The following is a 14,234-nucleotide window of genomic DNA, read 5'->3' as shown; positions in this document are numbered from 1 at the left end:
GAGCGCGCAAAATATCATCTTCGATTTGCGAGCGGCAGAGTCGCGTTCATGTCTTGAAATCCGAGATGCCGTAATACGTTCCGGTGCCTGCGGGTCGCATGCCGGACTTTTCGGCGACGCGTCGCGATCCGATATTTTCCGGCATAACGATCGCGATTACACTGTCGAGCATCTCGGACCTAAACACATAGTCGAGAACGGCAGCCACCGCTTCAGTTGCGTATCCGTTGTTCCATGCAGCTGAGCCGAAATGATAAGCCACCTCGACTTCCGGTCCTTTGCCTTCAACCGGATTCAACCCACATTGTCCGACAAGCGCGCCGGTTGACTTCAGCGCGACTGCCCACATCGTATTAGCCGAGCTCGTCTTCTCTTGTCCTCCGTTGCTCGAGCGCGTCGTAGAAGCTCTCGATCGTCCGATCCGGAAACGGCGGCAAGAAACGACGCACGAGGGGATCGTTCAATATTGCGACCCACGCTTCACCATCGCCCGGCTCGAACGAGCGGATGACCAGGCGCGCAGTTTCAAGGTGCATCGTCACCTGTCACGCTATTTGCAACCAGAGGGCCTGCAAACGCGGTTGGCAGATGAGTCTGGAGTAAAGCATGGATTTTAAGACCTACCTGGCCGGCATCGAAACGGCCATTCGCGAGCGCGACGTCAAAAACGAGATTACGCTCGCGTATACGGACGGAAGCTACAATCGCACGTTCGACGGAGAATGGACGTGGCGCAAAGGGAATCTCGGCGCTCGCGTCATGCGCGGCGCGACTCCGGTTCAGTCAATCATCCAGTGGCTCGATGGGGCAACCGTCGATCATAGTTCGAAAGCCGTCATCGGTGAAAACGCACCCGCGACCGTTGCGACGCAAATCATCGAAACCTTACGGCGTGGACTCGGGATCCGTCGCAGATGACTGACGCAGAAGTTCATCCTTGGGTGGGGAAAGCCGTACGCGCAACACTTGCGGACGGCCGCGTGATCGCCGGAACTCTTCACGCAGAAGACGTTCATGGACACGGTCACGCACACTATGTAATCGTAAGTGATTCCGTTAAGCCTGGCCAAGGCAAAGTTCAGGAAATGATTCACGGGGCCGAGTCGTTCGTCGAGATCGTCGACGCCTCGAATGATCCCGCCGCTCGCGAGGGCTAGTCGCGAACCTCTACGCCGTCGCCGTCCTTCTTCTTATACTAATCTCGTCGACGATCGGCGCACGCGAAACTCCGCGGAATACGGTCGCGACCGGTGCTCATGCAGCGGTAGCGACCGATCAGCGATTGGCATCAGAGACGGGATTGCGCATTCTCCGGCAAGGCGGAAACGCGGTTGATGCCGCCGTTGCCATAGGATACACGCTTGCGGTGACCTACCCGAGCGCCGGCAATCTGGGCGGCGGCGGTTTCATGACCGTGCGTTTAGCCAACGGCGATTCACACTTTGTCGATTTTCGCGAAACGGCACCGGCCGCAGCAACGACCAACATGTATCTCGACGCAACCGGCGGCATAATTCCTGACGCCAGCACAGTCGGTCCACTATCAGGCGGCGTTCCAGGCACCGTTGCCGGGCTCGAATACGCGCGCGCGAAGTATGGCACGCGCTCGCGGCACGAGCTGATGCGTGATGCGATCGATGATGCAGAACAAGGCTTCCTCCTTTCGGATGCTGATGCTGCGGTGTTCGCTCGCGCCCGGAAAGCGCTGATGTGGTTTCCTACAACGGCCGCTATCTTGGTAGCTGGTGGTGAAACACCAAAAGCGGGTTCGGTTTTTCGGCAGCCGGATTTGGCGCAGACGCTTCACCGAATCGACACGGAAGGCGCAGCAGGCTCTTATCAAGGCGCAATTGCGAAAGAGCTGGCCTCCGCGGTCCGCGATTCTGGCGGAATTATCACGGAGGCCGACTTGGCTGCGTACCGCATCGTTGAACGCGTTCCGCTAAAATGCAAGTACCACGGCGTGACAATTGTGACTGCCCCTCTTCCAAGTTCCGGCGGCGTCACGATGTGCGAAATCCCGGGCATCCTCGCCAACGATAGGCCGGCGCCACCCGTACGGAGCTTTATGAATGCGCACCTCGAGATCGAAGCTGAGCGGCGCGCCTTCCTTGACCGAAATACGCAGCTCGGCGATCCTGCGTTCGTCCCATCTAGAGCGACAGCTTTGCTCAATGCGTCATATCTATCACGTCTGCGGAAGTCGATAGCTACGGATCGCGCGACGACGTCAAGCTCGTTGTCCCCCGGAATCGCCACGCACGAAGGGTCTAATACGACGAACTACAGCGTCGTCGACGTTGCGGGCAATGCGGTCGACGTGACGTATACGCTCAACAATGGCTTTGGAAGCGACTTTGTGGCGGGGAGCACAGGCGTTCTGCTCAATGACGAGATGGACGATTTTGCAACAAAGCCTGGTGCGCCAAACATGTTCGGCCTCGTTCAAGGGATCGCAAACGCGATCGCACCTGGGAAGCGCCCACTATCCTCGATGGCGCCATCCGTTGTCGTAAACGGATCGGGACATCCCATGCTCGTCGTTGGAGCAGCTGGTGGTCCGCGGATCATTACGACAACGCTCGACGCCATTCGCGCCGTCGTGGATTTTCATCAGGATACAGTCACCGCGTTAGCCGCTCCACGGATGCACATGCAATGGCTTCCAGATCTCGTATATGCGGAGACCGCGACGTTCGATCCGACGACGTTAGCGCAGCTTAGTGCATCCGGTTACACCGTCAAGATCGGTCGGAGCGGTACCGACGCTAACGCCGTGGGCATACTGGCAAACGGCGTGCGCATGGGAGCGCACGACCCGGATAGTCCAACGGGAGCTGCTCTTGCTTACTGACCACCCGCTGGGAGCCTCAGATTACTTCGGGAACCTGCTCCGACGCAGCGTTGCGGGTCCATTTGTCATCACCGAAGGCGCTTTCAGCAGCGGTTCTGCGTTGCCGGCGCACTCGCACGACATTCCGTATTTCACCTTCACGCTGCGTGGAAGATATCGTGAACGCTGCGGCCCTCGCCAGCGTCTTTGCACACCGGGGACCGCAGTCGCCCATCCCGCATTCGAAACGCATGCGCAAGAATTCGCAGACGAACCCGCACTCCTGATTCGAGTCGCGCTGGCGCCGGGCGAAGCCGAACCCGAAGTAGAAGCCGCCCTCGAAAACCCACTCTGCATAACGAGCTCCTCGATCGCTCGCATCGTCTCGCATATGCACGATGAGCTCGGACGCACCGACGAATCGTCTGAGATGATCATGGAAGGTTTGGCGTACGAGTTAACGGGCATGGCGCTCCACGCCGAGGGTTCAGGCGGCGGCAGCCGCAGACGAGCGCTCAATGCCCGTGCCTTCATACGTTCGTCGCTACGATATCCGGTTTCTTTAACAGTCCTGTCCAATCAGATCGGCGTCTCGCGTGCGACACTCTATCGCGATTTCAAATCTGCGTTCGGCTACACTCCCGGTGACTTTCTCCGGCAAACTCGACTGACTGCCGCCGCGACTCTGCTGCGCAAAACAAAAATGCCGGTCAGCGAGATTTCCGCCGCATGCGGCTTCTTCGACCAGTGTCACTTTGGCCGCAGCTTCCGCGAAACGTGGGGTGTCTCGCCGTCGGCATACCGGCGCGTAACCGAATGAGACGGGCGTACTAGCGCGCGAACAGCGGCCTTGCTAGGCTCGCTTCGATGATGATTCGAAGCGTGGTGGGACTCCTCGCCCTGCTGCTTCTCGTCCCGCAAACCGCGGCAGGCAGCAGCCCCGGCATTCCTCTCAAAACCTATCTCAGCCTGACCGACGTCGCATGGATATCGACTTCTCCGGACGGTTTGCGCATCGCGTACACGTCGGAGGAAAGTGGCAGCTGGCAACTCTGGGTCGTCGACACCGACGGATCGCATCGAAGGCAACTTACGAGGGGCGTGGATTCGGTGCATGGCGCGTGGTGGATTCCCGGCGACGCGCACACGATTCTGTACACCATGTCGCACGGCGGGAGCGACGTCGATCAACTCTACACGATTCGCGACGATCGTTCCGGCTCTGTGGCATTGCTTCCGCATGAAAAGAACGTCACGCATCTCTTCGGCGCATTCTCGCCCGACGGTTCCAAAATCGCATTCTCATCGAACCGCCGAAACGAACAAGCCTTCGACGTATACGTCCTGGACCGCAAAACGGCAACGGCCCGGCGCGTCTATACCAGCACACAATCTGCCAACGCAACTGCTTGGTCACCGGACGCCCGCAGACTCCTAGTGCAGGTCGTCCACAATCCGTACAATGCCGACCTGTATGCGGTCGATCTGCGGAGCGGCAGGCCGACTCTGCTTACGCCGCACACGGGAGAAGCAAATTTCGATAGCTCACAGTTCACGCCCGACATGCGGGCCGTCGTCTGTGTTAGCGATTTACACAACGAATTCCACGCGATTCAGCGCATAGATCTCGCAACGCGCACGACGCGGCCAATCGTCGACATTCCGCACGATATCGATCAGGTTCTCGTTTCGCCTGATGGCCGACTCATGACATATATTGTGAACAATGACGGTTACGGCAACGTCATAGTCGCCGACTCATCGGGACGTGCAATCGACCAACCCTCGATGCCTCCCTACATTGCGGAGAACCTCATTTACGCGAAGCACGGTACTCTGCTGCTGTACGCAGCGTCCGGTCCAACGTTCCCGAAAGTCATTTGGTCTTATGACCTTCAATCGCACAAGACGACGCAGATTCTGAAGCCGAATTTCCACGGTATTCCGCCGGCAAGTTTATCAGAACCTCAGATTATCCACGTGCGCAGCTTTGACGGCAGGATGATTCCCGCGTGGTATTTCAAACCGAAGAAAAACAGCGGCAAGCCGGCAGTTTTTCTCGATATTCATGGTGGCCCTGAACTTCAGGACCGCGCTTGGTTCTATCCGTTCGCCCAATACGTCGTGTCGCGCGGCTACGCATTGCTCGATCCCAACATCCGCGGAAGTGAGGGGTACGGTCGAACCTACTTGCATGCGGCCAATGGCCGCAAACGCGAGAATGCCGTCAAGGACATCGGCGCCTTGCACGATTGGCTCGTTGCCTCCGGTGGCGCCGACGCCGGAAATATTTTCATTGATGGTGCATCTTACGGTGGCTACATCGTGCTGGCGAGTTTATATCACTACCCCTACGCGTTCGCGGGGGGAATCGACTTTTACGGCGTTGCGGATTGGGTGAGCTTCCTTCAAAACACCGGCGAGGTTCGATCAGCGCGGGAAAGCATCTACGGAAGCCTAGCCCACGATCGGACGTTTCTAGAATCAATTTCACCGCTCAAACATGTCTCCGAGATCAAGCGCCCCGTCTTCATCGTCGCCGGCAAGAACGACACAATCGTACCCGTCGCGCAGAGCGAACGCATCGCAGCGGCACTTCGCCGTAACGGCGTCCCAGTGCAGTTGCGTGTATTCCCGAACGAAGGCCACGGCATCTCGAATCTCAAGGATCTCATGGCAGCGTATCAATGGATGATGGCGTTCGTACAGCAGTACGCACGCAAGTAGCCTACCCTCGAGCTACTTATCTTGGCTGACGTTTACGCGCTGTATGCTTCAGCGGCGCAATATCTGGAATTTTCTGCCGGGTGCATGATCAAGCTTAGGCGATCGCTCGACACGTCCGTGATGTAAGAGACGTCGCCGATTTTTGATCCCCTGTCCGGCAATAGTATTGCAGCGAGCGTCAAAAACCCAGCGACCACTATTTTTTGCACGATCGTACTCTCCTAAGATCTGCACCAAAGACAGGCCCTGACGCGGGCCTCAGGCATGCTGGATGACACTTCGAGCGACACTGAGGGACGACTTCACGATTATTGCTCGAATGGGAGCGCTTCTCTGCCCCGGCGAATGAATGCGAGCCGTGGCAGATTCGTATACTAGGGTCGTAAGCAAGGTCCCGAAACCGCGACGATGGATCGGCGAGCCGGTGCCGCGCAAAGAAGATCCCGCGCTGCTGGTCGGCGAGGGACACTTCATCGATGATCTCGAGCCCTTCCCGAACATCCACCACGCAGCGATTCTGCGCAGCCCGTACGCACACGCGCGAATAAAAAGCATCGACGTAAGCGGGGCACTCGCGCTCGACGGCGTCGCCGGCGTCGTAACCGGCCGGGAGGTCGCGGCTGCGTGCAAGCCGTTCGCCGTCGGAATCGAAACGCAGCCGGTTTTCTATCCCTGCGCCATCGATAAAGTGCGTTACGTGGGCGAACCGGTTGCCGTCGTCGTCGCGCGCGACCGGTACGTCGCTGAAGATGCGCTCGAGCTGATCCAGGTCGTGTATGAGCCTTTGGATGCGGTCGTATCGATCGATGATGCGTTGGAGCACGGCCCAGCATTGCACGAGAACATCGGATCGAACGTCGTTCACGACCGTACGTTCGTCTACGGAGATGTCGACGGCGCATTCGCTAATGCCGAGCACGTAGTTCGCGCGCGCTTTGACTTCCCCAAATACGCGTCGACGCCGATCGAAACGTACGGCGTTATCGCAAAACACGAGCGTGGCAACGACAGCTACGTCGTTCACGCCAACTTCCATGGTCCGTTTGTCTTACAAGCAGTCATGGCCGGCGCGCTAAGTGTTCCGAGCCACCGTCTGCGGATCATCGTGCCTCCCGACATCGGCGGCTCGTTCGGGATAAAAGCCCACGTCTATCCGTACATCGTGTTGATCTCGCTCGCGAGCAAACTTTGCGGCGTCGCTGTGAAGTGGATCGAAGACCGCTTGGAGCACCTGATCGCTGCCTCGAGCTCGACCGATCGTGTCACGTGGGCGCAAGCCGCGGTGCTGCGAGACGGGACGATCCTAGGACTTCGTCTCGATCAAGTCGACAACGTCGGCGCCTATGTCCGTGCGCCTGAGCCTGCGTGCCTCTATCGTATGCATGGCACGGTGACGGGAGCCTATCGCATTCCCGTCGTCGGAATCCGAAATCGACTGGTGACGACAAACAAGCTGCCAACCGGCCTCAACCGGGGTTACGGCGGACAAGAGCAATATTTCACGCTGGAACGCTTGATCGCGCTCACCGCGCGCGAGCTCCGTCTCGATCATGCCGAGGTCGTGCGGCAAAACTTGATTCGAAAGGACGAGTTTCCATACCACGCACCGGCTGGGTCAATCTATGACAGCGGCGACTACGAAGCGGCGTTCGAGCGCGCGCTCGAGCTCGCCGGGTACGACGCGTTGATCGCGCGACGCGCACACGCGCGCGCCGAAGGTCGCCACTCCGGAATCGGAATTGCGTGCGTCGTCGAACCGTCCGGCTCGAACATGGGCTATATCTCGGTTGCATTACCGCGCGAGCTTCGCGAGCGATCGCTGCCGAAATCAGGTTGCACGGAGGGCGCGACGGTCGCAATCGATCCGCTCGGTTCGATTACGGTACGGCTTTCAACCACGCCACAAGGTCAAGGTCACGCGACCGTAGCGGCGCAGATCGTGGCCGAAGAGCTCGGCGTAACACCCGACGCGGTCGATGTTGTAGCCGAAATGGATACCCGAACGTCGGCATGGTCGATCGCTTCGGGCTCGTATTCGAGCCGCTTTGCGCCCGTGGCAGCCGTCGCGATTCGCGACGCCGCGCGAAAGGTTGGCCGCAAACTTCGTGCCATCGCTGCGCATCAATTTGAGGTCGCGCCCGAGGACGTCGTGCTCGCGGAAGCGGCGGCGTACACGCTCGACGGCAGTCACAACGCGTCGCTCAAGCGGCTCGCCGGCACCGCGCATTGGCATCCGCTCGGCCTTCCACCCGGCATGGAGCCCGGAATCTACGAGACGGCGCATTTCACGATCGACGTGCTTGCGCCGCCGGATGCGAACGATCGCGTCGATTCCTCCGCCGTCTACGGATTTATGTCCGACATCTGCTACGTCGAGATTGACCCGGACACATCACGAGTCGACGTTCGCTCTTACGTTACGGTGCACGATTGTGGAACGGTCTTGAATTCCAAGATCGTCGAAGGTCAAATCCGCGGTGGATTTGCTCACGGTTTGGGTGGCGCACTTTTCGAAGAGCTCGTCTACGAGGAAGACGGCGGTCCGCGTAGCGGGACGCTCGTCGACTACGTCATCCCGTCAGCTACCGAAATTCCGCTCGTGTCGATCGATCACGTTGACGTCAAATCACCTTTTACGCCGCTCGGAGCAAAGGGTGTTGGCGAAGGAAACGCGATGAGCGTTCCGGTGGCGATCGCGAATGCCGTTGCGGACGCACTCGGGATCGACACGGTCGCGCTCCCGTTGACGCCGAGCCGCGTCTTTTCGCTCATGCAGGCGCAGACGCCGGAATGAAGCCCGCCCCCTTCGACTACGTGTGCCCCGAGACGCTCGAAGAAGCGCTTTCGATCCTGAGCGAGTTCGGCGAGGATGCCAAGGTCTTGGCCGGTGGCCAATCGCTTGTGCCGACCATGAATATGCGACTCGCGCGTCCTGCGATGATCGTCGATATCAATCGTCTGCCTCGACTCGCGGACATTCGCAGCCACAACGGCAGCATCCACATCGGCGCACTCGTCCGCCAAGCCGATGCCGAACGCGAACAGCGCATACCACAGGCGATTCCACTTTTGGCGCTTGCACTTCCACATGTCGGGCATCGCCAGACGCGCAATCGCGGGACGATCTGTGGCTCGCTCGCGCACGCGGATCCGAGTGCCGAGGTTCCACTGGTCGCCGTAGCAGTCAACGCACAGATCGAAGCGCAATCGTCACGTGGGGCGCGCCGCATCGCAGCCGACGCGTTTTTCGACTCCTTTTTCACGACGACGCTTGCGGCAGATGAGCTCGTAACCGCCGCGACGTTCCCCGCGCATAGCGAAGGCTGTGGATATGCCTTCGAAGAGTTTGCGTTACGGCATGGCGACTTTGCGATCGTGGCGACGGCATGTGCCGTTCGCATCGATGCCGACGGCAAGACGGATACACTCTCCATCGTGCTCGGCGGCGTCGGCGAGCGGCCGTATCGTTGCGACACCGATGCCTGGCTCGGCCGCGCGTTGACCGCGGACGACATTGAAGACGTCGCACAAACGGCTTCCGCTCGCATCGATCCCCCCAGCGATCTGCGCGGCACGGCGAAGTATCGCCGATGGCTTGCGCAAGGTCAGATCCGGCGCACGCTGTCCCGCGCGCTCGAGGGTGCCCGATGATTCGAACCTCCAAGAGCGAGCACGCATCGATCAACCTGCGCGTCGATGGAAAGCCGGTCAAGGCTGACGTACCACCGCGTCTGCTCCTGTGTGATTTCTTGCGCAGTCAATGCGGAGCCAAAGGCGTGCACGTCGGGTGCGAGCACGGCGTCTGCGGCGCGTGCACGATTCTCGTCGATGGTCGCGCGGTGCGATCGTGTCTGATGTTTGCGGTGCAGGCGGAAGGGGCCGAGGTCAAGACCGTCGCCTCGCTAGGTTCCCACGATAATCTCTCACCGTTGCAAGAAGCCTTCCGCGCACATCACGCACTGCAGTGCGGGTTTTGCACGCCCGGTATCCTGATCTCCGCGCAGGCGTTTCTGACCGAGCGTCCTTCGGCGACGCGACGCGAAGTCGAAGAGCTCCTCGCGGGTCACCTTTGCCGCTGCACCGGTTACACCTCGATCGTCGATGCAATCATGGCGACCGAGGAGACGACGGCCTGATGGATCTCGGTACAACGTTTTGCGCTGCCGTAGAACGCGAACCGAATGCGCTCGCGATCGTTGACGGAGCCATACGGCTTACGTACGCGCAGTGGAAAGAACGTGTCATGCGCGTCGTTTCGGGTTTGCAGCAACGTGGCGTCGGTCGCGGCGATCGCGTCGTCACCGTGCTGCGGAACAGCGAGCCCATGGCGACGCTCTATTGGGCAACCCAGTTGCTGGGCGCGACGTTAACGCCGGTGAATTGGCGGCTTTCACGGGACGAACTCGAATTCATCATCGAAGATGCGGAGCCGCGCTGCGTCATAGGCGAAGCGGCGACTTCTTTCGAAGAGCTCCTGGACGGCACGTCCGCGACGAGCACGGACTCCGTCTCCGAAGAGACGTACTCCATCATGCTCTACACGTCCGGGACGACCGGACGTCCCAAAGGTGTCTTGCGAACGCATCGCGCGGAACGCGCCGCAGCGCTCGCGCACATCGCGCAAAATCATTATGGCCGCTCCGAACGAACGCTTGGCGTGATGCCGCTCTATCATACGATGGGGATCCGTTCGCTCATCGCGATGACGATGCTCAACGGCAGATTCGTTGCAATGCCACGGTGGGACCCCACGCAAGCGCTCGACCTGCTCGAACGGGAGCGCATTACGAATCTCTACCTCGCTCCCACACTGTTTTACGATCTGCTCGCCGATTCGAGCCTCGAGGAGCGCGATCTGAGGGCGCTGCGGAAGATCGGGTTCGCCGGTGCGCCGATGACGCCGGTGCTGGTCGAACGCTGCTTTGCAACGTTCAACCCGGACGTGTTCGTCAACCATTATGGCTCGACGGAAATTTACACGTTCTCGATCAACGACACGCTGCGCGCGAAGCCGGCGTCGGCCGGCAAAGCCGGGATCAACGAGCGCTTGAGCGTCATCGATGGCGAGATTGCCGTTCACATGAGTTCCCCGGAGGCATTCTCGGGATATTGGAAGCGGCCGGATGCGCAAGCGCGCGCAATTCGTGACGGATGGTATCACACCGGAGATGCCGGCAAGATCGACGAGGACGGTGATCTCTTTGTCTTGGGCCGCATCGACGACATGATCATCAGCGGCGGCGAAAACATCTATCCCGCCGAGGTCGAAGACGCGATGGCTCATTGCCCGGCGATTGCGCGCATCGCGGTCATCGGAATGCCGGACGAACGCTTAGGCCAGAAAATCGTCGCTTTCGTCGAACCAGCGAACGGCGAGGTGAAGGAAGAACATCTGGAAACATACGCGCGTTCCTGCGGCATGACTCAGTTCAAGCGTCCGCGCGAGTATATCTTCGTTCGCGCGATTCCCCAGTCACCGTCGGGAAAGATCCTTCGTACCAAACTGCGCGCCGGAGAATACGAGCGCCGAGGAGTGAGCCTACGATCGTGAATCTCATTGACGACGCAGCGAAATTGCGCGAATACGCCCTGCACCTCGAGCGCGAGCCGCAGCGTCACGTTGCGACGATCGTTCTCGACGATGCCGAACATCACAACACGGTTCCTTTCGCTGCACGGCGCGTGCTCGCATCGCTGTTCGACGAGTTGACCAACGACGACGACGTTTGGGTCATCGTCATCAAAGGCGCCGGAAACGAAGCGTTCAGCGCCGGTGGACACATCGCGCAATTCCTCGAGCAAGATCCCGAAGCGCTCTCCGACTTGGCGTGGAACATCGGCGCTTCCGAACGCTGTCCAAAGCCGGTGATCGCGCAGCTGCAAGGGTTCACGTTCGGTGTTGGCCTCGAGATTGCGCTCGCGTGCGATTGGCGAATTGCCGCCGAAGGTACGCTGATGGCGCTTCCGGAGATTCGCCTCGGCATGATCCCCGGCAGCGGCGGAAGTCAGCGCATTGCGCGGATGGCGGGACTCGGTCGCGCCAAGGACATGGTGATGCGCGGCCGTCGCATTAGCGCCGCGGAAGCGCTCGCGTGGGGACTCGTGACGAGCGTCGTCCCACAAACGCAGCTCGACGAAACCGTCGCCAACCTCGCAGCTGAATTGACGGCGCTTCCGCAGCCTGCGCTCCGCACGCTCAAACGCGTGCTGAACGCCGCGTACGACGCTCCCTTACACGTCGCGATGGATCTGGAGGGCCGAGAATACGCACGACTGCGCACAACACCCGACTTCATCGAGGGCGTGACCGCGTTCAGCGCCAAGCGCAAGCCGAACTTTCCGAGCTTCAGAACGACAAACCGCTCAGGCTGACTGCCTCCCTTTTTCGGGCCCTTGACTTCAAGTGCACTTGAAGGCGTAAGGTCGTTGAGTCGTGGGGTTTCACTTCCTCCATAACGCTAGATATCTATGCGCCCGTAAATGCCTGCCGACCAGGGCCCACTCGCGGCTTCCTTCGACCGGCAAGTCCAAGCATGTTTCCCAGAGTCTACGGGAGTCCAAGCAATGCGCTCCATTGCTCCCGCAGAGTGCCAGCCCACCAAAGTTATCCACATCGACAGACAAGTAAAAAACCCTGATTCCATCAGGGTTTGTGAGTCATGCGCGAGACAGGACTTGAACCTGCACGCCGTTGCCGGCGCTAGCCCCTCAAGCTAGTGCGTCTACCAATTCCGCCACTCGCGCACGGGGGCCAAGAGAGTCTAGGGCCTACCTCATATTGGGGTCAAGAGCATCCCGCAGGCCGTCGCCCAGATAATTGATCGCCAAAACGGTGATGAGGATGCAGAGGCCGGGGAAAATCGCAGCCCAGGGCGCGATCGCCATGTTGGCCTGCGCGTTCGCGAGCATGTTGCCCCAGCTTGCGGTCGGCGGCTGTATACCAAAGCCGAGGAACGACAGCGTCGACTCCAAGATGATGACGTTCGCGACCTCGAGCGTCGCCTGCACGATAATCGGCGCCATGGCGTTCGGCAGGAGGTGGCGGAAAATGATTCGACCGTCGTTGTTGCCGAGCGCGCGCGCAGCTTCCGCATACTCCCGTTCGCGCAAGCTCAAAAAAACCGCCCGGACGATACGCGCGACGGGCGGCCAACTGACGAATCCGATGATCAAGACGATCGATGCAAAATTGAGCGCGGCTTTGTTCGACGTCTCGGCGACGATTGCGGTCAACACGAGCAACAACGGCAGGAGCGGTATCGAGAGCACGACGTCGGTCATCCGCATGATCGTGAAGTCGATGACCCCGCCGTAGTACCCGGCGATCGCGCCAAGCACCGTGCCGAGCACGATCTCCATCGTCACCGCGAAGATCGCGACCGTCAACGAGATTTGCGCTCCGAAAATCAGACGCGAAAGCAAATCTCGACCGTTCTCGTCGGTCCCGAGAATGTGTCCCGCGACGCCCGGTGCGAGCGGATAGCCGCTCCAGTGAGCTTGATCGATGAAGTTCGGATCCCACGGTGCGATCCAGTGGGCGCACACCGCAATGAGAATCGTAAACGCGAAGACAACGCCACCCACGAGTGCCAGCTTGTGCTTGCGGAAGCGATTCCACGTGACGTGCTTGCGAAGCTCGAAGTGGTCGTCGGCCGGAAGCGTAGCGGTGGTCGGCAGCGTCGTTTGCATTAGCTGTACTTCACACGCGGATCAAGCCACGCGTACGCAATGTCGGCCAGCAAATTGAAGAGCACGACCAAGAACGAGACGAGCATCAAATAGCCCATGAGTAGCGCAAAATCGAATTGCGTGAGCGCGTTGATGAACAAGCGCCCCATTCCCGGCCACGCGAAAATCGTCTCAGTCACGACGGCGCCCGCGACGAGGCCGGGTAATCCAAGTGCAACGATCGTGACGAGTGGGATTAGCGCGTTCTTCAGACCGTGTTTGAGCACGACTTTGACTTTTGAAAGACCCTTGGCGGTCGCCGTACGCATGTAATCTGTGTTGATCACTTCGAGCATCGAGGAGCGCATGAAGCGGCTCCAAGTTGCTATGAAAAGTAGAGAGAGCACGATCGTGGGCAAAATCAAATGCTCGATGCGATCGCCGAAGCCGCACGCGTCGGTCGAGCACATGCTGGCCGAGGGCAGCTGAATCTTGTAGCCGTCGGGCAACGGAATGCCATAGACCGCGAACGCGAGCTGCAGCATCAATGCGAACCAGAACACGGGCATCGACTGTCCGAAGAACGCGAACGTCGTCACCACATAGTCGAGCCACGAGTACGGCTTGAGCGCCGAGAGAATCCCAAACGTCACGCCGATGCCCAGCGAAAATAAAAACGCCGCACCCATGAGCTCGAGTGTGGCGGGAAGCCGTTCGAAGATCGCCTGCGTGACGGTCTCAGAGTTCGACGTCGAGTATCCGAGATCGCCGGTGAGAACCTTGCCCAGCCAGTGCACGTACTGAATCGGGAGCGGTTGATCGAGGCCGAGATTGTGTTTGAGGCGCTCGATATCGGCTTGCGTGATATGCGGGTTCTGCAGATATGGCGTCAGCGCGCCGCCCGGCGCATTGGACAGAATTATGAAGATCACCAAGCTGATCAGAATCAGCAGAGGTATGTTCAAGAGCGTCCGGCGGATGACGTACGTTATCAAGTCGGCATCGG

Annotated in this window: 14 protein-coding genes and 1 tRNA gene; 10 read left to right on the top strand and 5 right to left on the bottom strand. The window is 59.6% G+C overall.

Annotation, left to right across the window (positions count from 1 at the left end; genetic code table 11):
- Positions 1–46: 46 nt before the first annotated feature.
- Complete coding sequence (locus tag VGG22_01435) at positions 47–349, bottom strand: GNAT family N-acetyltransferase (GenBank protein HEY1727023.1); 303 nt, start codon at positions 347–349, stop codon at positions 47–49.
- Between the two features lie 4 nt (positions 350–353).
- The gene (locus tag VGG22_01430; GenBank protein HEY1727022.1) at positions 354–542 is read right to left on the bottom strand and encodes a hypothetical protein; all 189 of its coding nucleotides are present in this window, start codon (positions 540–542) and stop codon (positions 354–356) included.
- Between the two features lie 64 nt (positions 543–606).
- Here VGG22_01430 and VGG22_01425 point away from each other — a divergent pair, with 64 nt between their 5' ends.
- The 10 genes from VGG22_01425 (at position 607) to VGG22_01380 (ending at position 11,932) form a co-directional block, all read left to right on the top strand.
- Complete coding sequence (locus VGG22_01425) at positions 607–918, top strand: hypothetical protein (GenBank protein HEY1727021.1); 312 nt, start codon at positions 607–609, stop codon at positions 916–918.
- A complete protein-coding gene (locus VGG22_01420; protein HEY1727020.1) occupies positions 915–1,157 on the top strand; it encodes a hypothetical protein in 243 nt (80 codons plus the stop codon). Before VGG22_01425 ends, VGG22_01420 begins: the two co-directional genes overlap by 4 nt.
- A 35-nt stretch (positions 1,158–1,192) precedes the next feature.
- Entirely contained in the window at positions 1,193–2,854 is a 1,662-nt protein-coding gene (gene ggt / locus VGG22_01415) for a gamma-glutamyltransferase (GenBank protein ID HEY1727019.1), read from the top strand.
- Positions 2,844–3,653, top strand: coding sequence for a helix-turn-helix transcriptional regulator (locus VGG22_01410; GenBank protein HEY1727018.1), 810 nt, complete (start codon positions 2,844–2,846; stop codon positions 3,651–3,653). The genes ggt and VGG22_01410 overlap by 11 nt, the downstream gene beginning before the upstream one ends.
- Positions 3,654–3,715: 62 nt before the next feature.
- Positions 3,716–5,560 carry a S9 family peptidase gene (locus VGG22_01405; protein ID HEY1727017.1) on the top strand — a complete coding sequence of 615 codons (1,845 nt, stop codon included), beginning with the start codon at positions 3,716–3,718 and terminating at the stop codon, positions 5,558–5,560.
- Between the two features lie 358 nt (positions 5,561–5,918).
- Positions 5,919–8,354: a xanthine dehydrogenase family protein molybdopterin-binding subunit gene (locus VGG22_01400; GenBank protein ID HEY1727016.1), complete on the top strand. Its 2,436-nt coding sequence runs from the start codon at positions 5,919–5,921 to the stop codon at positions 8,352–8,354.
- Positions 8,351–9,211, top strand: coding sequence for an FAD binding domain-containing protein (locus VGG22_01395; protein HEY1727015.1), 861 nt, complete (start codon positions 8,351–8,353; stop codon positions 9,209–9,211). The genes VGG22_01400 and VGG22_01395 overlap by 4 nt, the downstream gene beginning before the upstream one ends.
- Positions 9,208–9,696 carry a (2Fe-2S)-binding protein gene (locus tag VGG22_01390; protein HEY1727014.1) on the top strand — a complete coding sequence of 163 codons (489 nt, stop codon included), beginning with the start codon at positions 9,208–9,210 and terminating at the stop codon, positions 9,694–9,696. Before VGG22_01395 ends, VGG22_01390 begins: the two co-directional genes overlap by 4 nt.
- Entirely contained in the window at positions 9,696–11,111 is a 1,416-nt protein-coding gene (locus VGG22_01385; protein HEY1727013.1) for an AMP-binding protein, read from the top strand. The genes VGG22_01390 and VGG22_01385 overlap by 1 nt, the downstream gene beginning before the upstream one ends.
- A complete protein-coding gene (locus tag VGG22_01380; GenBank protein ID HEY1727012.1) occupies positions 11,108–11,932 on the top strand; it encodes an enoyl-CoA hydratase-related protein in 825 nt (274 codons plus the stop codon). Before VGG22_01385 ends, VGG22_01380 begins: the two co-directional genes overlap by 4 nt.
- Positions 11,933–12,220: 288 nt before the next feature.
- Here the strand turns inward: VGG22_01380 and VGG22_01375 are convergent.
- From VGG22_01375 to VGG22_01365, 3 genes are all read right to left on the bottom strand, one after another.
- A tRNA-Leu gene (locus VGG22_01375) sits at positions 12,221–12,304 on the bottom strand.
- A gap of 24 nt (positions 12,305–12,328) precedes the next feature.
- Positions 12,329–13,249: an ABC transporter permease gene (locus VGG22_01370; GenBank protein ID HEY1727011.1), complete on the bottom strand. Its 921-nt coding sequence runs from the start codon at positions 13,247–13,249 to the stop codon at positions 12,329–12,331.
- A complete protein-coding gene (locus tag VGG22_01365) occupies positions 13,249–14,223 on the bottom strand; it encodes an ABC transporter permease (protein HEY1727010.1) in 975 nt (324 codons plus the stop codon). Before VGG22_01365 ends, VGG22_01370 begins: the two co-directional genes overlap by 1 nt.
- Positions 14,224–14,234 lie beyond the last annotated feature (11 nt).

This window comes from Candidatus Baltobacteraceae bacterium (genome assembly GCA_036489885.1).
Lineage (GTDB): Bacteria > Vulcanimicrobiota > Vulcanimicrobiia > Vulcanimicrobiales > Vulcanimicrobiaceae > JAFAMS01.
This window is presented reverse-complemented; position numbering and strand designations above follow the sequence as displayed.

Excerpts from the sequence above, each read along its gene's own strand:
- VGG22_01435 (HEY1727023.1), bottom strand. The coding sequence starts at position 349 with ATGTGGGCAGTCGCGCTGAAGTCAACCGGCGCGCTTGTCGGACAATGT.
- VGG22_01425 (HEY1727021.1), top strand. The coding sequence starts at position 607 with ATGGATTTTAAGACCTACCTGGCCGGCATCGAAACGGCCATTCGCGAG.
- VGG22_01420 (HEY1727020.1), top strand. The coding sequence starts at position 915 with ATGACTGACGCAGAAGTTCATCCTTGGGTGGGGAAAGCCGTACGCGCA.
- VGG22_01395 (HEY1727015.1), top strand. The coding sequence starts at position 8,351 with ATGAAGCCCGCCCCCTTCGACTACGTGTGCCCCGAGACGCTCGAAGAA.
- VGG22_01390 (HEY1727014.1), top strand. The coding sequence starts at position 9,208 with ATGATTCGAACCTCCAAGAGCGAGCACGCATCGATCAACCTGCGCGTC.
- VGG22_01385 (HEY1727013.1), top strand. The coding sequence starts at position 9,696 with ATGGATCTCGGTACAACGTTTTGCGCTGCCGTAGAACGCGAACCGAAT.
- VGG22_01370 (HEY1727011.1), bottom strand. The coding sequence starts at position 13,249 with ATGCAAACGACGCTGCCGACCACCGCTACGCTTCCGGCCGACGACCAC.